Below are 18,308 nucleotides of genomic sequence, written 5' to 3' on the forward strand. Positions count from 1 at the left end.
CCTGCTAACTTCCTCCAATTCCGTGCAGTACCAAATCCGCCAAAAAATGAGATAACATAGCGTATTCTAATCCCCAACGCCAGTAAAGAAAACCAAAGGGAATCCCTAACAGGGCATTCAGTGTAATGGTGCGGAGAATGACGATCGGGGTTAATGCCCAGACATTGGCAGCCGCAGGCAAATGACCCACACCAAACAGAATCGCCGCCGCCACAATTGCCAGCCAAAAAATCCATGTAGAGGGTTGCGGTTTGTCTCGCTCAAAAATCTTCCAAAGTAGCCACGCCATCAATGTCATACCGAACAGTCGCAGCAAGAGTTCTTCGGTGATGCCTCCGTAGAAGGAAGCTAATATGCGTTTCCAGAGAGCAATTTCTAGCGTTGTTGGAGTTGCCATTGGCGGCATCCAAGGTTGGAAAGCTAAACTCAATCCAATCAGGACGATTCCACCGATGCAGCCTACAATTAGCGCCGTGTTAAGGGCAGATTTAGATATTGGCGCGAAAGGCTGTCGATATACCAAAGCACGAGCTATGGGCGTATCAAGTCCGATCGAGTTACCGAGGTGAAGCCCAATCCAACAAAGGAGAATTAGAAAAATTCCGGTTTGCAGGGCGGAGGCGATCGCCAAAACAGGTAGCGGTGCAGGCAATTGACTTACTGCCGGATTGAGAGACAGCGCATAAGGGAACACCGCCAAGCTTCCCAAACTACCCAGAAACGCCCAGAACAATGCCAATCGGAAGTAATGATTTTTTGCAGTGTTAGCAGACATAATTTTTGAGAAAAAAACGCATCAATTACACTAAATCAGTCTTGAGTATTTGAAACATTAAAGCTCGATCGCATTTATGCAACTTGTCTCAGACGGAATATAGCCTCGGCTAAGGTGCTACAAAAGCTGGGAATGACGCAGGAAGGTAGCCAAAAACAGCGTGTTTTTCACCGAGGGCAGTTTGAAGAGCTCGAACTTTACAGTTTAGTCAAGGATCACAAGTGTTGAGTCTTGTTATAAAACTTTACTTCATTGCCGCTATTCCTCCTACACCCCCTAAATTTATCCGGTAAAAATCAGTTTTTCTTTCCCAGTTTGAGGATAGTGCTTATCTAGTAGATTTTTCTGTGGGCGACGTATGATTTATTATCTTAGCATTTCATATTTACCAAAGTTGCTGTGCAAAGCTTCAAGACGCTTGGCTTCGGCTGCTTGATTGAGCAAATAAGTTTCAATTTCTTGGGTGTTGGCATGATAGTAGGTGAGTGCGGCGTAGACTTGGGCGAGGGTGAGATGAGAAATGCGATCGCAAATCTCTTCAGCATTCAATCCTCGCTTGTACCAGGTTACAATCCGGCGAACGGTAACGCCTTTACCGAGGATGTGGGGACATCCACCATGCAGTCCGGGAGGGCGTGCAATGAGCGTACCAATGTCAATAGATATTACTGCGGTGATAAATTTTAGAATTTTAACTATACTCATAGTAGATGAAAACCCTATAGAGGCGCACTGGTTATGAACTGGAAAGCACACATTCACTCAAATCCTAAAATGCTGCTTGGCAAGCCTGTAATTAAGGGGACACGAATATCAGTGGAGTTCGTTCTAGGGCTATTTTCAGAAGGTTGGACGCAGCAACAAATTCTATAAAATTACCCAACGCTTAATGCTGAATCTCTACAAGCTGTATTTGCTTTCGCGGCGGAGTGCCTCAAAGTAGACGTATTTTACACGCCTTTACTGTTTGCTGAGGCAAGTTAATGCGGTTTCTGGCAAATGAAAATTTTCCACCCAGTGACTTAACCATTTCGACAGATGAAACTACCCAACGGAGATAAGGCACTGCTTGGCGACAAGCTTGAGCGATACTCACTAAATATGCAACATCCCAAGGGAAAAGACAAAGCCATCCTGTTTAGAAATCGATTGGGAATCACACTAGAAAACAAAGCTATTTTAGAAGTCGCTCTACTAGAATGTGCGGTCAATCAGGAGGCGGAAATTTACAAAACAGACAATTATGGAACCCAGTATGATATCAAATTTTTCATGACTACCGAAATAGGAAGCTCTTGGGTGCTGTCATGTTGGATGATTCGCACCGATGAAGACTTTCCCAGATTAACTAATACCTATCCTGTCAATAAGTGAGGATACTATAATGACGTTACACGAATATGATGTTGTTGCCTTGACCGCAGAAATTCAGGCCATCCATAAAGAAACCTCTGGGCCGATTTTGCTCCGGGCCGGACAAGTTGGCACTATTCTCATGAGCTTTGACGATCGCGCTTATCTAGTAGATTTTGCCGATGCTCAAGGCAATACCTATGCAATGGAAACCGTTCCCTCAGAAAAACTCATGCAACTCGTTTATGAGCCACTTCCTGCCTACGCCTAGCCTACAAATAATACTTTATAGAGTATTGAGCTGGAAATTGCGATCGAGGAATTATTTCGCGGTGTGAGTTTGGGGCGATAAATGAAGTAAGCTATAGACAAAGGTTTCAAACAATTTTAACCAATGCCAGCATCCGTTGCTTATCTGTTTAACAGAATCACAGTGAACCCAAGACAATGTGGCGATCGTCCCTGCATCCGGGGAATGCGGATTCGAGTCATCGATATCCTAGAGTTGCTAGCTGCTGGTTTGAGTTTTGAACAAATTATCGAAGAATTGCCAGACTTGGAAGTTGACGATCTCAAAGCTGCGCTTCTCTATGCACTCCGCAAACTCGATCGTCCGGTTTTAGCCACATGACTATTTGGTTGAATTCTCATCGCTCGCCAGCAATTGATGTGTGGATTACTGGCTACCTTTGGTGAAATACATCAGCGATCTGCGGTATTTTTCTCTTCTATTGGGTATTGTACCGCAACTGCGATACAATTATAAGTTCGACTGCTAGATTTTCGTAAACTCGTAATCAGTTGATATATTTCGGGAATGTCTGAAAAAACTCTGCTAAGTGAAATTGTTCATTGTCCCCATGCACGAGAGTGTCAAGAAGATCTTTCTGTTGAAAATCCATGTCGTAAAATTGTTGACTCTCAAAATGCAATTGGGTTAGAAAAATTTCAAGTGCCTGAACCTTGGAGTGGACAGATAGAGCAAGCACCCATTCTCTTCCTGAGTTCAAATCCATCAATTGGCTCTGATGAAGATTACCCAACTTGGGATTGGTCATGTAGCGAAGTACACGATTATTTCAATTACCGTTTTGGAGGAGGACGTAAGCACTGGATCATTGATGGTACAAAATCCTTGCTAAAAGACGGGAAATATAGTCGCTCTACTCGATTTTGGGCAGCGGTTAGACAACGTGCGATTGAGCTACTTCAACGGAACGTTAGTCCAGGCATTGATTATGCGCTTACCGAGATAGTGCATTGTAAGTCTCGTGCCGAAACTGGTGTAGAAGAATCACAGGAGCAATGTGTGGAAGCCTACTTGTTGAGAGTTTTAGAACTAGCAAGAGCAAAAGTGATAGTGGTACTGGGGGCACGCGCAAAGCAAGTGATTCAAAGCCAATTCAATATCTCTACAGAAAATTCAATATCCGAGTTCGTTGAGATAGGGAATCGTGAAAGATTTTTTGCTTTTCTCCCCCATCCAAATGCTCGGACTCACCGTTCTTTTGCTAAGTGTTTACAGGGTGATGAACTTGAAAAGTTACGCGCTTTTTTGCGGTAGCATCAAAATACGGCAAGAGATGCGCGCACTCGAACAACGCCAATGCACCCCACCGTCGAAATCCTGTCGGTGGCAGTCTGAGGTAATTTGCGGCGGGTGATTGGCAACGTTAGACCGCTAAATCTGAGTTGGGTAGTGGCTTGAATGTATCTATCAAATTCCAACCCAAAGGTGAATGTCATGCAAGCTAAACTTCAAGAACAACTTTCTCCTGATGCCGAAGTTATTTTGGGACGTTTGCCAGAACGAATTAAAGCTGCTCTAATTGCGCGTGCTGCGAAAATTGAATATCCGATCGCAGCAACGATCGCCATTTCGATCGCCAGTTTTCTCGACACAGAAGCATTTCGATCGCCAGTTTTCTCGACACAGAAGCATTAGGTTTCGTAGATTGCAAACCAGGACGCGGGCAGTAAAATCGAGAAGTCCCAGGCGATGAAGTTCGAGATAAGGTGAAAGCCCGATCGCTAAAATGATGAATAGATGTTGCTGCCAAGATAACCATGACCACCATCACCCTCAACCTCTCTCCCGAACTCGAACACCAGATCCGCACTGAAGCATCTCGACAGGGCGTGGAACCCGATCGCTACATCCTCAACGCCCTGCAAGAACGCCTCCAGCCTAGACTTCCAATTACCCAACCTACTGAAGCCGACTTGCTGCAACAAATTAACATTGGCTTTAGTGCACAAACCTGGGAAGAATACCATGCCCTCATCGCCAAGCGTCATGCCGAAACCCTGACTCCCGAAGAACACAAGCAACTGATCCAAATGAGCGATCGCCTTGAAAAACTCAACGTTACCCGCATTCAAGCCTTAATTCAACTCGCAACCTTCCGCAACCAACCTCTGACAGATCTGATGCAAACCCTTGGCATCCATCCTCAACCCGATATCGTTGATTATGTCTGAATCCCGCCTCACACAGCAGCAACGACAATTCATTAAACAACGCGCCAATGGTTGCTGCGAGTATTGTCTCAGTCAAGCTAAATTCTCTCCAGATCCCTTCTCGATTGAACACATTATCCCTCGCTCCAAAGGTGGCACCAGTGATTTGGATAATCTGGCGATCGCTTGTCAAGGATGCAACAATTTCAAATACAGTCATAGTGAGGCGATCGACCCTATTACAGGTAGCTCTGTCCCACTTTATCATCCTCGACAGGATAACTGGAGCGAACACTTTACTTGGAGCAGCGATTCGACTCAAATGTTGGGTTTAACACCGACTGGACGCGCTACCATCGATCGGCTGCAACTCAACCGAGAAGGAGTAGTCAATCTTCGAGGAGTCCTGCATTCTATCGCTCTACATCCACCTCACAATGATTCGTAATTGAATATCCGATCGCAGCGGTGATCGAAATGGCGATCGCCAGTTTTCTCGACACAGAATCGTTAGGTTTCGTAGATTGCAAACCAGGACGCGGGCAGTAAAACGGAGAAGCGGAGGTTTTGTCAATTGATGGGCGATCGCTATTATTTTAACTTGACTGAGATTCTCAGAAACCGGGTTTTTGACCAAATCTGCGGGCAGCAACGAAATATCTTCCGCAAAAACCCGGTTTCTGAACCCCCAAATTAATTCGACTGAATTTGCGAATTCAAAACCTTAGAAATACGATCGCGCGTTTCCTCCAAATGAGCCCGCGTATAAGCATCAGCATTCCTATCCAAATTCCTAATACTCTTGCTCAAACCTTCCCGCAACTGCCGCAACTCGTACCAAGCCAAACTCCGCGCATCCTCTGGAACATTCGTTTTTCGCAGCACCATTCCGATCAAAATCGCCAAATGTTCCCGCTGCAAAGAACGCCTAAAAGTTGAAATTTGCATCTTCTTTTCCGGCTGCAAAACCTCTTGCCAGATATCCTTTTGCACAGTATTCAACACTTCCGGCAACCTCAAAGCAGTTTCCGGCGCCGATTTTAACTCGGCATCCCGCAGCCTCGCCAAGCGCATCGGAGATAGCAAAACCCGCAATACAAACCGCTGCAAAAAAGTAATTCGATCGCCGATCGGGTAATCTAGAGGAAACACCAAAGCCGGACTTCCCCAGTGCTCCCAGCGCGAAGGCGCCAATTTATTCAGCAATTCCGGCGCAAAACTAAACGCATCCGGGGCAAAAACGTACTTCTCCAATGTTGCTAAAGCTTCTCGCTGCTGAGAAAGTTCGATCGGCACAAACGGCAACTTCGCATTAGTATCTCCAGGGCGAATCCGACTAAACGACTGTCCCCCCACATACAAAGTAGCATTCATCACTTGGTTGACATAATATCCGAACACCGAATCAAACATCACCCGCAGTTCGTTATAACCGTCTTCCCCAACCGGAATTCGCTTTTCTAAACGCTTCCACATCGCCCTCCCATTATCCAATTGCCATTGCGAATACTTCAGCATATTGGCGCTGAGATCGAAGGTATTTGCAGCCGGATCGAGAATATCCACAGAATCCTCATCCGGCGCGTAAGCTAATTGGGATTCGGCACCGCGACTGGCAATTTGTTGCAGCGTTGGTAAGTCGCTGTTCGGGTCCCGGCCACCAATCACCTTGTAACCATACTCGATCGCCCAATCGTCATAGGGCCCTACAATCGTTGGAAAATAGTCGCCCTGCACAGTTCCCTGGGGTGCCAAATTAATCGGCACATAATCCATCACCGACGCTACCAAACCTTGCGTGCGAGTTACCTGAGTATTGTTCAAATCCTCCGGTTGCAGCATCGTACTCCCGTGAAAATTGTGCCTCAAACCGAGAGTGTGACCGACTTCGTGAGCAGTCAAAAATCGGATATATTCATTCACATAATTGTCAATCGTCCCACTGCTAGGGGCTGCATTTTCCAACAGATCCATCGACATTGCCCCCATCGCAAACTGGCGACTCGATTCCAACCCAAAACACATATCCGAACTCGACATCAACCGCGATAAAGGCGAGCGCTTCTGCTCTTGGTATCTTTCTACCAAAGTCGGCAAATCATCAGCAATTCCACCTTGAGCATTTTCCCCGCTGCTTTTTCCTAAATCCCCATTTTCTAGCACATTCAAATAGCGAGAATACATCCCGAACTGACAGGGATTGGTATTAGAACCGTTTCGCCCTTGAAAGCTCTTAGATAGCGATCTATTTTGTTCCACCAAAGACCGATAACCCTGTTTGATTTCCCGGACAACATTAGCATCCAACAGAATGTCAGCATCCAAAATTTCCCCCGTCAGCGGGTTAGTACGAGACGGCCCGATGCCGGCAAACTGAGGCTCAAAAGAACTCGACCAGCGGATAGTATTGTAGCGAACGTCAGCCGGATCCCATTTAGCATTGTCCGGCATTTGTTTGACCTGAATTGCCTCAGTAAAACCTGCCTTTTCAAAAGCTTTGTTCCACGCCAAAACGCCCTCATGAATTGCGTTTCGGTATTCGGTAGGCACATTATTTTCAATCCAAAAGACGATCGGCTGTACCGGCGGCGACATCGGCGCTGTCGGGATTTGCTTTTGCAAATGCCAGCGATTGATATAGCGCACAAAAGGCTCCCGGCTGCTCTTGTCAGAAAAGTCCTTATATGCTGTGAGAAAATAGCCCACTCGCTCGTCCGCAAGTCTGGGCCGGTAGCCGTTATTTAGCGGCACTTCCGAGAAACTGTAGTGAATGCGGAGGTTAAAAGCCCGACTGTCAGGAATCGAAGGTAAATAGTTAAGCTCACTGTCATTATCGCTAGAAAAACCATAGACAGAAGCAATCTCCACATTCAGCGGAAACGCTTTAACATCTTTAAAAGAAGACTTGTCTGCATCGATCGAGTAAGAAGAACCCAAAAGCATCGGCAAAATCGCTTTTACCCCTGGTAAATCGCGTTTTTCGCTCATCAGCAAATCGCCTAAATCGATCAGCAGAGTTTGTCTTTGCGGATCAATGCTTTTGAGAGGCAAAGAATAGAGAATCGAGTCGCTAAATCCCCGTGCTACCGAACCTGCTTGCGGGTCGCCCGGACTTGTGCGAAAATTTACATTTGGGATCACAAACTGCACGTTATTTTGGACGCGCCGCAGTTGAAACAAGAAATCGCCGATCGGCATTCCGCTCAAAATGCCTGCTTCCCCCAAACCCGATGCCAATGTCACAAAGCACAGGAACTTTTTGTCGAGTTGTTGCGGTTTAATTTCCAGATATACTTTATCAGTTGCTTGATTGCGGTAAAGAGTAAATAGTCCCTCTAACTTTTTCGCGTCTTTGACAACCTCTTCAAATGGTGCCAGACTTTGCTGTTCGCTACTTTGTTCGTTGCTGGGCGGCCCAGATGATAAAGCTACAGGTAAGAAGAAACCTTTATACAAACTGAAACAGAAAAATGCTAAAGATAATATAAAAAATATCAAAGGCAGATTTTTTCTCGGAATTTTTATCTGTTGATTTTTGCTATTTTCAGGAAATATCAATCTTTTCATTTTCAGTATCCAGCCGCAGGAAAGAATAGTTTTGAGATAGTCACGCCACACTCGCAACGTTCGCATCATTTAACTTCTAAAATAACTCACAACTCAAAATTCAAAACTATTGTTTCGCTGGCCAGGGAATCATGGGATCTTGAGCCAACCGCTTAGAAACTGCAACAGCACCGTAACGGTTGAGGTGGCTGGGGTCGGAAAAAGATTCTCGCGCCTGGGGCCACAATAAACTCTTATCTAGGAAAATTAGTCCGCTTTGAGCTGATAATTCTTGCATATATTGCCGGAATTCTTGTTCGTAACCTGTCCGCACCGGGTCTAAATAATCTTCAGTCAGAGGCATATTTACAAACACGAGATTGATGTTGCGAACCTTGGTAAATTCGATCAGATTTTTGAGTGCTAGAGCTTGTTCGCCTACCAATTTAAAATTTTGATAGTCGGAGTCGTAATAACCAGATACTTTGGGGTGCTTCTGAAAGTAAGTTTCGGGATTGAAGCGTATATCGATCGGCAAAAAGCCATTTGGTTGATACTCGCTAACTGGTTTACTCGCAGCAGTGGGCTGAACGTTTTCAGTTGTTTGTTCACCCAGGGCTGCGGTTTGGGGGCTGTCGGTGGCAACAGGGGCTAATGAGGGATTAACGATCGATCGCAAAAACCCTTTAAGTCGATCGCGTTTTTTGTAAGTTGCAGAACCCTCAACCAACTTTTGACTCACCAATTGCTGAACATTAGCTTGAGCTTCTCCCAAATTGTTCACCAATTCAGTCGCAGTCGCCACCGGATTGTTGGCGCTTTCCTTCGATGTTTCGGATTCTAATTGATTGGTGCGGATCAGAAAACTACCCCGGCTCAATTGCCTGTAACCTTCCGAAGAAGCGATCGCACTAAAAGTCAAATCCGGCCGCCCGCTGTTGAGAGCCCTCGCCCCGTCAGCCAACACCAGCAATTTCGGCAGTTGTTGTGGCGGCAAAATCCGGCGGATGAGCGAATCTACAACTTGGAGAGTAGCTCCATTAACCCCAAAATTGTAAGCCCTCAGCCCCGGATAGCCCGAAGCTGCCAAAGCGGTTTCCAAAACCGCCGGGTCGATACCGCGCAGAGCCCTCGAACTACCGACAATTAAAATGTCCGGCGGTTTTTTGTGCAGGTGGATATACTCTTGATAGCGCGCTATTTGGTCGTCAAGCTGCTCGCTCCTCAAAGTCGGGAACACCGGAGGAGCAGAAACATCAGCTACAGGAACGCTAGTATTGCCCGGTTTCGTAAACCCAGAGCCATTAAAAGCTTCTTCCCGGTTGGCTTCCGGCGACGGCTGCAACGGAGTTTGAGGCAAATTCACCTCCTCAGCAGGGGGAACTGGTTTCGGGGTTGCCTTCGGAAGTGCGGCTGTAACATCGTCCACAGCCTTGGGGGATGAATTTTGACAATTTGGGCCGCTGCAAACTTCGGAAGCGCTAGGAGCTTGACTGACCGTCGCAGATTGCAGAAATTGACCGAGGAGCCAATCGGTATTGAAAGCCAGCAGACAGCCGGCGATCGCCCAAATCAAAGCCATTCGCGCCGCGCGATCGGCTCTCACGCCCCCCGGCGCAGCAGCATTCGTTGATAAACCATCATTGGGAACAAACAAACCCGAAGCGACAAGCGGTTGCACCGCAGCTTGAACTAATTGCTCGCCCAGATTGTATCCGGGGAGCCTGATTTTGAAGCGGGGCCGCCAGGAGTTGGGCGCCGGAGCATCGAACACCAAATTGTCGCCCAAACCCGAAAAACTCCCATCCTCTGCCGGGGCAAACTCCGGCACCGGTTCCTTTTCCAACACAGCCACTTGCGAGGGAACCGGTGCAGGTGCCGCTGATTCCTCGTCAACAACCGTTCTGAGGTCGATTGCGTAGCGCCACAGGGGCAGTTTCTGGCCGGCGCGACGTCCGTAGACTCGCACCCCTGCCACTCCCGAAATTTGTAAGTGCCGCAAAAATTTCGCCACCGGCGGGCCTACCTTCGACTGAGAAGGGCAAGTCAGAGCTTCTGTCATGACGTGCAGCACGTTGCCTTTTTGCAGCACGACAGCCCGAATCCCTCCTGTTTCCAGCTTGCGCCTGAGATTGGGGTTGAGCAACCTGTTCAATAAAAAAGTCAAAGCCAATTGGTCGCCATCGATCGCCAGCGTTCTAGCGTTTGCCGCCAAGTCGGGGTGGTGGGCGGCAGGCAAGTCCACCCAGTCTATCCACACCGGGGACTCCGGCGCCGCCTGAGAGTCCTTGGCTGGTTCTACGCCGTAGATTGTAGCTGCGCGGATGCCTTGGGGCGCAAATGAGGCTAACAAAGGGGCGATCGCCTCGGTGGTTTGCTGCTTGTCTGGGTATTCTTGCCGTTTAGGCTTTTGTCCTTTTTTGGCAGTTTTGCTGCAAAACAGGTGGAGGGTTGCTTCTTTGAGGGTTGCCCGCACTTCGACTCTCGATGCTGCCAAGTGTTGATTTAGCAGTTTGGCGATCGACTGTACGTCTCCCCATCTGGCCCATTCCTTGAGAATTTTGTCCGGCGAAGTCAAATCCACCCGCAGCAGCCAGTCCGGTTTCGCTTCGCCGCTGACTTGGCTGGCGATCACGGCTTCCCGGAAATCCTCTAGTTGCAGTTTCCGCAGCCTGCCGGCGATGGGTTCTGCCAGCAAGGAGGGGTCGGGGCTGTAAGCTGACTCGCACAGCACTAGCAGTCGCCGTTCCTTGGGCTTGATATTTTCCGGCCCATTCACCGGCAGGGTTTCTCGGTTGCTTTTGAGTTCTTTTTCGCGAATGCTGACTTTCACAGAAACTCCCATCGGCCCGAGGATTTCGCTGAGATAGCTGGCGATCGCATCTGGATAGCCCCGGCGCGCCAACGTTTCCGGCGAAACCGTCAATGTTCCATCAGGATCGCCCTCGCCTGAGTCAGCTTCCGGGGATTGAATCAAAGCCACTGCGCCACGGTTCGCTTTCTGCTGCGGGGGAACGGCGGAACCGACAACTTCCCGCATCGCAGCAGCCGAAGTGTCGATCGTCACGGGGGAAGTTTCAAAAGCTTCTGGGTATTGAATGCGGGAGGCGATGGGCAGACTTTCGGCGTCAAAATCCAGTTCTTCCCGTACTTGCGGCGGGTGGGCTGCTGTTTCTATCGGTTTTGGTGTCTGTTTGAGTTTCTGGTTGTCATTCTTAAATTTGCCGAAAAATCCGCCTCTTTTAGGGCTTGCTGGCGGTTCGTCGGGGGAACTCGCTGGCGGCGGCACTTCGGCAACTTTTGGTTCCGGTTGCTGTGGCTGTTGCTGTTGCTGTCGCTTGGGACTGCTGCAATCGAGCCGGACTGTCCAGTCATTTTGTCGGGAACCGATTTTGCGGCCGCACAGAAACAACTGGTAAATTTTAGGTCGATCGGGCAGCAATCGCGTTAAATCAGTGTGTTCGAGGGCGTTGGTAAATCTCGCCGTCACCAATTCTTGAGACGGACACTGCGCTGCTTCGCACAAAATGTGCAGATGATTTCCCCGCAAACGCGCTTGTACTTGAACTTCGGGAAGCCCTAAAGCTTCTTGCGCCCACTGCGAGGCGCTTGATGGATTGTCTGCCAATATGCTCCCGTTCGCATTTAACATGAAACTCTAAATTTTGCCAAAGCTGGTTTTGTTTTCTAGAAATAGCACAGTTACAGATTTTACGGACAATTATTGGATTTGCCGAGCCTAACCGTTTTGTCTGGTTTAAGCCATGCTGGACTTAGAGTCTTGCCTTGTATCCCCTCGGCTTCGAGCCGTTGGGGAATATTTTTTTGATAATACCTCGACATTTTGGCACAGATAAGTCCAAATTAAGCCAAGCCACAAGTTATTCGTCACCGGATTTGATCTCAGAAGTTATTAGTCAGAAAGCAGCGGTCAAGATCATTATTTGGCTTGTAAACTGAGGATTATGGATTGACACAGGAGGAATTTATGCCGTCGGAAAACCAAGACTTGCTCAAAACTCAAACACCTGAGAGTCCAAAGTTGCCAGTTCCCTCAGATATTTTGTTGAGCTTGGTCGCTTTACCCATGCTGGGCGGGTTGGTGGCGGCTAAAGCTGCTGCTGAGTTTGTTGCGTCGATCGGCGTTGAAAGCGAAGAAGTCTTTCGGGGTTCGCGCCTTCCCGTACTCAACTTTCCTCAATCACAGGATTAGAAAGCCCAAGGAAGGATGCTGCTAGAAGTTAAATTTTGTGACCCCGCCCAACAACGCATACCAGCCCGCGACTCCTGTCTTGGAGAGATAAAAATTTTCGACCCTAGTTTAACTTCCCAGATTCATCTTGGGAGTAAATCTAAAATCGTTCGACTGAGCGCGACTCGACGCTCGCGCTAAGACGTTCGTCTCACGCCGATCGTCTAAAATCTCAAACTCCAAGTTAACTGACCTGAAAGCTTGACAAGAAGTACAATCCGTGCTGTGAGAATTGGTCTTTCCTTATACTTTGTACATAAGTGCCTTCTACTTTCTACGTTGCAATAAGTTGTCTCAAATTTGACTGCAAACAAAAGTGTTTTAGGCGAAACTAAACCATACAATTTTCTTGACACCCGCAGCTATTGAGGAACAGCCCGATGAGTTCAGTCCTCCAGTCTTCAGAACAGGCTATTGATACAACATCTATTTCCCATTCTCCCGCTTACTCAAAATCAGACCTGTTTCTGCGAAATCGCCTCAAAGTTGTAGAGGACTTGTGGGAATCGGTGCTGCGACAGGAGTGCGGGCAGGAATTGGTGGATTTGCTCCAACAAATGCGATCGGTCAATTCCGCCGAGGGACAGGCCACTCACTTTCGCGAGTCGAATGTCGTACAGCTAATCGAAAAGCTCGACCTCAACGCCGCCATCCGCGCCGCTAGGGCTTTTGCACTGTATTTTCAGTTGATCAACATTGTCGAACAGCACTACGAACAGCGAGACCAACAGCTAGCTTACGCTAGCAGCAACGATGCTGGTGGGCGGATGTTTTCTAAGCTGCCAGGACAAGCAACTGATGCCCCCGATCGCCCACGCCACCGGGAAGGCCCAGTCCCAGCCCAAATGGCTTTGAGCAAGGCAGACAGCAACGAGATGATCACTCGTGATGCCGGCACTTTTCACCAACTGTTCCCGATGCTGCTGCGCTTGAACGTGCCCAGCCAGCAAATCCAACGCTTGATCGATCAGTTAGACATCCGCTTGGTATTCACCGCTCACCCGACGGAAATTGTTCGCCACACGATCCGCACCAAACAGCGACGAATGGCGAAGATTCTCCAACAGCTAGACCAAGTTGACGAGAAATTTCAGGTACTTGGGGCCGACTCTCAAAGCCCCTACCCGGTGTCTTGCTGGGAAGCAGCCGCTCTCCAAGAGCAACTGATGGAAGAAATTCGCCTATGGTGGCGCACTGACGAACTGCACCAGTTCAAGCCGACTGTGCTTGACGAGGTGGAGTACACTCTCCACTACTTCGATGAAGTGCTGTTTGATGCGATTCCCGAACTCTACCACCGCTTAAAGCAAGCTCTGCACGCTTCTTACCCTTATCTGAAACCGCCTAGTTACAATTTTTGCAAGTTCGGTTCTTGGGTGGGTTCGGACAGGGACGGCAATCCTTCTGTGACTCCGAAAGTTACTTGGCAAACCGCTTGCTATCAGCGCCATTTGGTGCTGTGTAAGTACATCAACGCCGTGAAGCGGCTGAACGAACTTTTGAGTTTGTCGCTGCACTGGAGTGACGTGCTGCCGGAATTGCTCGAATCTCTCGATCGCGACAAATCGGAATTTCCGGATGTTTACGAGCAGTGGGCAATCCGCTACCGGCAAGAACCTTATCGGTTGAAGCTGGCCTACGTGCAGCAGCGACTGGAAAATACGCGCGATCGTAATTGGCGGCTCTACAAAGGTGACGAGTTGCAGCGGGAACGCGAAGCTTTGTCGGAAAATCCCGGAATGACCGGCCTTTATCGATCGGGTACTGAGTTTTTGACCGAGTTGCAGCTCATCGAGCGCAATTTAGTGGAAACAGGTTTGAGCTGTCGGGACTTGGAAAATCTGCTGTGCCAAGTAGAAATTTACGGATTTAATTTGGCTTACCTTGATATCCGCCAAGAGTCAACAGTACACTCCGACGCTTTGAGCGAAATTGCTGAATACTTGCAAATTTTGCCCAAGCCGTACAATCAAATGTCGGAATGCGATCGAATTATTTGGCTCGCAACGGAACTGCAAACTCGTCGCCCTTTAATTCCAGCAGAATTGCCTTTTTCTCCCAAAACTTGCGAGACTATTAATACCTTCCGAATATTGCGGCAAATGCAGCAGGAGTTTGGCCCGGAAATTTGCGAAACTTATGTCATTAGCATGAGCCACGATGTCAGCGATTTACTAGCAGTTTTGCTGTTAGCAAAAGAAGCAGGACTTTACGATCCAGCGACAGGAATTAGCAGTATTCAAGTAGTTCCTCTGTTTGAAACAGTGGAAGATTTGAAAAAAGCGCCGGAAGTTATGCAGCAAATATTTGATTTACCCCTTTATCGCGCCTTGCTAGCAGGAGGATACGCGCAGGAACTAGCGGTAAAAAACGCAGAAAATCTCAAATGCCCAATCGAAATTCTCAAATTGCAAGAGGTGATGCTGGGATATTCCGACAGCAATAAAGATTCGGGTTTCCTCAGCAGCAATTGGGAAATACACAAAGCTCAAAAGGCTTTGCAAATGGTGGCAGAAAAACACGGTGTAGAGTTGCGGATTTTTCACGGCCGAGGCGGTTCAGTAGGGCGCGGCGGCGGGCCTGCTTACAAGGCAATTTTGGCTCAGCCTGGAAAGAGTATTAGTGGGCGAATTAAGATTACTGAACAAGGCGAGGTTTTGGCTTCTAAATATTCTTTGCCGGAGTTGGCGCTTTACAATTTGGAAACAGTGGCGGCGGCGGTAATTCAAGCTAGTTTGCTGCACACTGGTTTTGATGGCATCGACCCTTGGAATGAGATTATGGAGGAGTTGTCGGCGAGATCGCGATCGCACTACCGCCATTTAATCTACGAACAGCCGGATTTAGTTGATTTCTTTCACCAAGTTACCCCGATTCAAGAAATCAGCCAGTTGCAAATTAGTTCTCGTCCGGCCCGGCGCGGGGGCAAAAAAGACATCAGCGGTTTGCGAGCAATTCCGTGGGTGTTTAGCTGGACTCAAAGCCGCTTTTTGCTGCCTTCTTGGTACGGTGTCGGCACAGCTTTGCAAGAGTTTTTGCTGGAGGAACCGGAAGAACACATGAAGCTTTTGCAGTATTTCTACTTAAAATGGCCATTTTTTAGAATGGTAATTTCTAAAGTGGAAATGACTTTATCTAAGGTGGATTTGCAGATTGCAGAACACTACGTGCAGGAGTTAGCTTTGCCTGCTGACAAGGAGCGTTTTAAGGCTTTATTTGATCAAATTGCTGCCGAATTTCACTTGATTCGCGATTTGGTTTTAACGATTACCGGACACCAACGTTTGTTGGACGAAGATCCATCGCTGCAGCGATCGGTGCAGTTGCGAAATGCGACGATTGTGCCTTTGGGTTTGTTGCAGGTTTCGCTGCTGAAACGCTTGCGGCAGCATGGTAGTGGCGGGGTTCCGGGGGTGATTCACTCGCGTTACAGCAAGGGTGAATTGTTGCGGGGAGCTCTGCTGACGATTAATGGAATTGCTGCGGGGATGCGGAATACGGGCTAGGCAAATAGTTTTGAGTTGTGAATTAGTGGTGAGGTGCGCGATGGAGCACCTTGCTACTGGTAGTTTCCGAATTCGCGCGCCCATTGTAGTCACAGCCATAGGAAACTGTTCCCTATCCTAGCTGAGATTTTTGTATGTTTAAACGCAAACAGTCTAAAGCTTGTCGCCCGATGCTCCGGCGAACTTTTTTATTTTTAACGGGCATCGCTTTGGCGCGGGCTGCGGCTGACTATTTTGCGATCGCCAAAAACCGAGATACTTTCTTGACTCTGGCGGCTCAACTGTGGCAAAAGTCACTCGCTTTTTTATCAAGTATACAATCAAATCAAACTCCTCAACCTCTCCCTACCAATCCCATTGTAAAATCGGCAAAAACCAATCAACCTCTGCCGAGTAATCCTATTGTAAAATCGCCCGAAAATTCTCCGGTCACGCAACCGTCTCAACCTCAAATTATCAAACGTTCTGCTAAGCAAGCAAAACCCGTACAAGTCAGCAGCCAAAATGTAGCTGGCGCAAGTTTTTATCTCACAACTATTGACCTCGCAGACCCGGAAATTTATCTCACAATTGGGTTAGCTAATTATGCAGCTTTTGCAAATACTTCTAAAGTAACGCGGGGCGACGAGCCTTTTGAAAATATGGTGTCGCGTTACCGGGCTGCTGTTGTTGCTAACGGGACTTTTTTTGGTAAAGATGAGCAGAAATCTGTGCTGGGAAATATGGTGGCAGCGGGTAAGTTTATGAAATACAGCAGATGGGAAAATTACGGCACGACTTTGGGAATTAAAGCGGGAAATCAATTGGAAATGGTGACGGCTAGAACTGAAGGTAAGCCGGATTGGAGTCAATATTGGTTTTCTCTGACCAAGAATTTCAAAGGTGGTACCCGCCACGTGATTTATCCGTGGAATCAATTCTTTAATCGAAAATCGAAAATCCTCAAGAAAGAGCATTTATCTCGCGCAAGTCAATCTAAAATCTAAAATCTAAAATCTAAAATCGATTGACTTGCGGGCCGAGATTGGTTAAAGGGGGGAAGGTTTGGCTGTCTCCTTTATCGGAAGGTTTTAAAGATGCTGGTGTTTTGGGCGTGGGTTCGAGAACGGCGATCGGCTTTCCGGCTTCGAGAGATAAGTTATTTTTGGTGACTTTTCTTGATAGTTTGTCTTTGGAAGCAGAAGCTAAAGTTATGCAGGCGATCGGCTGTTTTGAAGCGATGAATTTGGACGGGGGTGCTTCGGTGAGTTTGGCTCATCAAGGGCAGATTTTATTGCCGCCGGGACGGAATTTGACGAATGTACTGGTGGTTTACGATAAAGAATATCCGGCGCCGGCTCAGTTAAAACAGTCTTGGGAACGCTTTCAAAAGGGCTCTCGACCAACGCCGGACAAATCAGTGTTTTTTGATTGATCTAGCAGCAGGAAGTTCGGCAACGCGCAGTGAATCGGGATCTAACGGATGGCAGAAAGAACGAAAAAGGAAGAAGGAATCGAGGGAGCATCCAGATTTTGGGTAGTGCACCCTCGGGAGGATGAGAAAATTAGAGACAATGCTATAACCAGTGGTTGGGATACGTCCTTTCTGCGGCTAAATTATTAAAGATGACGGCGCACAAGACCAAGATTATTGAGCCCTCAAAAGCAGGTGTTAGCAAAAATTTCCAGTCTGGTTGGGTCATCATGACAACTAAGGCAACTGCTCCCGAAGGGGGATGTAGAGTTCTGGTAATCTGCATAATTCCGATCGCACTAGAAACAGCCATTCCCATCGCCCAGGGAGAAGAACCGACAAAATGCAGAATGATTAAACTGGTGAGAGCAGCTAAGAAATTCCCCCCAATGACATTCCGGGGTTGAGCCAAGGGGCTGTCAGGGACACCAAATATCAGAACGCTTGTAGCGCCAAACGGAGCCATTAGTAAAGGAGAATTAGTTTTTATAGCAAGATAGGACGTTGCAGTAATTGCCAAAAAACTACCAATCCAACTCCAAAAAATATGCCGAGGATGAGGTCTGTCTATGGGGCAGCTCAATGGACACGATCGCCATCTTCCAAAGGTTTTAAACCAATAACTTTCCCATTTCAGTTGAATTTTTTTAGGGTCAATCATAAATCAGGTTACTTGATAACCAGGCTTCTTAAATTGTCTGAACTAGCCTCCGGTAAAGTTAAGATATCATAACAATTGGTCAAAAAGTAGTTAAAAGCACAGATTTTTTACTTCTATGCCGATCAAGCTGCCGCTAACCACTCGGTTGGAACTCACATCTTGCACCATTCTCAAGAAAAGGCAAGATGCCTGTTCCACAAAGAGTAGATTTTCCTCTTGTGGAACGGGTCCCAGAGCCCGTTCATCAAAGGCTTATTGACAATGGTGCAACATCTCAGTTGGAACTGACTAGCGAGTTTGGT

General features: G+C 47.6%; 18 protein-coding genes and 1 pseudogene. 13 read left to right on the forward strand and 6 right to left on the reverse strand.

Translation table 11 applies throughout. From position 1 onward, the window contains the following. Positions 1-4: 4 nt before the first annotated feature. Positions 5-775 carry a CPBP family intramembrane glutamic endopeptidase gene (locus QT979_RS06665; RefSeq protein ID WP_333212373.1) on the reverse strand — a complete coding sequence of 257 codons (771 nt, stop codon included), beginning with the start codon at positions 773-775 and terminating at the stop codon, positions 5-7. A gap of 60 nt (positions 776-835) precedes the next feature. On the opposite strand from QT979_RS06665, the pseudogene QT979_RS28980 reads away from it, so the two are divergent. Further along, positions 836-1,003, forward strand: a pseudogene (locus QT979_RS28980) (GNAT family N-acetyltransferase); the annotation flags it as partial. Positions 1,004-1,141: 138 nt separating this feature from the next. Here the strand turns inward: QT979_RS28980 and QT979_RS06670 are convergent. After that, positions 1,142-1,480 carry a DUF433 domain-containing protein gene (locus tag QT979_RS06670; protein ID WP_333212371.1) on the reverse strand — a complete coding sequence of 113 codons (339 nt, stop codon included), beginning with the start codon at positions 1,478-1,480 and terminating at the stop codon, positions 1,142-1,144. 33 nt (positions 1,481-1,513) lie between these two features. Here QT979_RS06670 and QT979_RS06675 point away from each other — a divergent pair, with 33 nt between their 5' ends. The 5 genes from QT979_RS06675 (at position 1,514) to QT979_RS06695 (ending at position 3,692) form a co-directional block, all read left to right on the forward strand. Next, positions 1,514-1,648: a DUF433 domain-containing protein gene (locus QT979_RS06675; RefSeq protein WP_333212370.1), complete on the forward strand. Its 135-nt coding sequence runs from the start codon at positions 1,514-1,516 to the stop codon at positions 1,646-1,648. 165 nt (positions 1,649-1,813) lie between these two features. Next, positions 1,814-2,149 (forward strand): DUF6883 domain-containing protein, encoded by a 336-nt coding sequence (locus tag QT979_RS06680; RefSeq protein WP_333212368.1) that lies wholly within the window; start codon positions 1,814-1,816, stop codon positions 2,147-2,149. A gap of 10 nt (positions 2,150-2,159) precedes the next feature. After that, positions 2,160-2,399, forward strand: a complete 240-nt coding sequence (locus QT979_RS06685) for a DUF4926 domain-containing protein (protein WP_333212366.1) — start codon at positions 2,160-2,162, stop codon at positions 2,397-2,399. Between the two features lie 123 nt (positions 2,400-2,522). Further along, positions 2,523-2,759, forward strand: coding sequence for a DUF433 domain-containing protein (locus QT979_RS06690; RefSeq protein WP_333308817.1), 237 nt, complete (start codon positions 2,523-2,525; stop codon positions 2,757-2,759). A 186-nt stretch (positions 2,760-2,945) separates the two neighbouring features. Continuing rightward, a complete protein-coding gene (locus tag QT979_RS06695; protein ID WP_333212362.1) occupies positions 2,946-3,692 on the forward strand; it encodes a uracil-DNA glycosylase family protein in 747 nt (248 codons plus the stop codon). Positions 3,693-3,694: 2 nt separating this feature from the next. On the opposite strand, the gene QT979_RS06700 is transcribed toward QT979_RS06695, so the two are convergent. Next, positions 3,695-3,874, reverse strand: coding sequence for a hypothetical protein (locus tag QT979_RS06700; protein WP_333212360.1), 180 nt, complete (start codon positions 3,872-3,874; stop codon positions 3,695-3,697). On the opposite strand from QT979_RS06700, the gene QT979_RS06705 reads away from it, so the two are divergent. From QT979_RS06705 to QT979_RS06715, 3 genes are all read left to right on the forward strand, one after another. Next, on the forward strand, positions 3,873-4,073 hold the full coding sequence (locus tag QT979_RS06705) for a hypothetical protein (protein ID WP_333212358.1): 201 nt from the start codon (positions 3,873-3,875) through the stop codon (positions 4,071-4,073). The two genes, QT979_RS06700 and QT979_RS06705, sit on opposite strands and share 2 nt — an antisense overlap. Before the next feature lie 122 nt (positions 4,074-4,195). After that, positions 4,196-4,609, forward strand: coding sequence for a hypothetical protein (locus QT979_RS06710; RefSeq protein WP_333212356.1), 414 nt, complete (start codon positions 4,196-4,198; stop codon positions 4,607-4,609). Continuing rightward, the gene (locus tag QT979_RS06715) at positions 4,602-5,036 is read left to right on the forward strand and encodes an HNH endonuclease (protein WP_333212353.1); all 435 of its coding nucleotides are present in this window, start codon (positions 4,602-4,604) and stop codon (positions 5,034-5,036) included. The genes QT979_RS06710 and QT979_RS06715 overlap by 8 nt, the downstream gene beginning before the upstream one ends. A 245-nt stretch (positions 5,037-5,281) precedes the next feature. Here the strand turns inward: QT979_RS06715 and QT979_RS06720 are convergent, their stop codons facing one another. Together QT979_RS06720 and QT979_RS06725 are read right to left on the reverse strand one after the other, a co-directional pair. After that, positions 5,282-8,155 (reverse strand): zinc-dependent metalloprotease, encoded by a 2,874-nt coding sequence (locus QT979_RS06720; protein ID WP_445304757.1) that lies wholly within the window; start codon positions 8,153-8,155, stop codon positions 5,282-5,284. A gap of 106 nt (positions 8,156-8,261) precedes the next feature. Beyond that, the gene (locus QT979_RS06725; protein ID WP_333308821.1) at positions 8,262-11,786 is read right to left on the reverse strand and encodes a hypothetical protein; all 3,525 of its coding nucleotides are present in this window, start codon (positions 11,784-11,786) and stop codon (positions 8,262-8,264) included. Positions 11,787-12,104: 318 nt separating this feature from the next. Here QT979_RS06725 and QT979_RS06730 point away from each other — a divergent pair, with 318 nt between their 5' ends. The 4 genes from QT979_RS06730 (at position 12,105) to QT979_RS06745 (ending at position 17,306) form a co-directional block, all read left to right on the forward strand. Then, positions 12,105-12,347: a hypothetical protein gene (locus QT979_RS06730; RefSeq protein WP_333212348.1), complete on the forward strand. Its 243-nt coding sequence runs from the start codon at positions 12,105-12,107 to the stop codon at positions 12,345-12,347. A gap of 419 nt (positions 12,348-12,766) precedes the next feature. Beyond that, positions 12,767-15,892, forward strand: a complete 3,126-nt coding sequence (ppc, locus tag QT979_RS06735) for a phosphoenolpyruvate carboxylase (protein WP_333308823.1) — start codon at positions 12,767-12,769, stop codon at positions 15,890-15,892. Positions 15,893-16,026: 134 nt separating this feature from the next. Further along, positions 16,027-16,878, forward strand: a complete 852-nt coding sequence (locus QT979_RS06740) for a hypothetical protein (protein ID WP_333212344.1) — start codon at positions 16,027-16,029, stop codon at positions 16,876-16,878. A 20-nt stretch (positions 16,879-16,898) separates the two neighbouring features. Further along, positions 16,899-17,306 (forward strand): phosphodiester glycosidase family protein, encoded by a 408-nt coding sequence (locus QT979_RS06745; protein WP_333308825.1) that lies wholly within the window; start codon positions 16,899-16,901, stop codon positions 17,304-17,306. Between the two features lie 142 nt (positions 17,307-17,448). Here the strand turns inward: QT979_RS06745 and QT979_RS06750 are convergent, their stop codons facing one another. Next, positions 17,449-18,006: an HPP family protein gene (locus QT979_RS06750; protein WP_333308827.1), complete on the reverse strand. Its 558-nt coding sequence runs from the start codon at positions 18,004-18,006 to the stop codon at positions 17,449-17,451. Between the last annotated feature and the right edge of the window lie 302 nt (positions 18,007-18,308).

Source organism: Microcoleus sp. w2-18bC1, assembly GCF_036700365.1.
Classification (GTDB): domain Bacteria; phylum Cyanobacteriota; class Cyanobacteriia; order Cyanobacteriales; family Microcoleaceae; genus Microcoleus.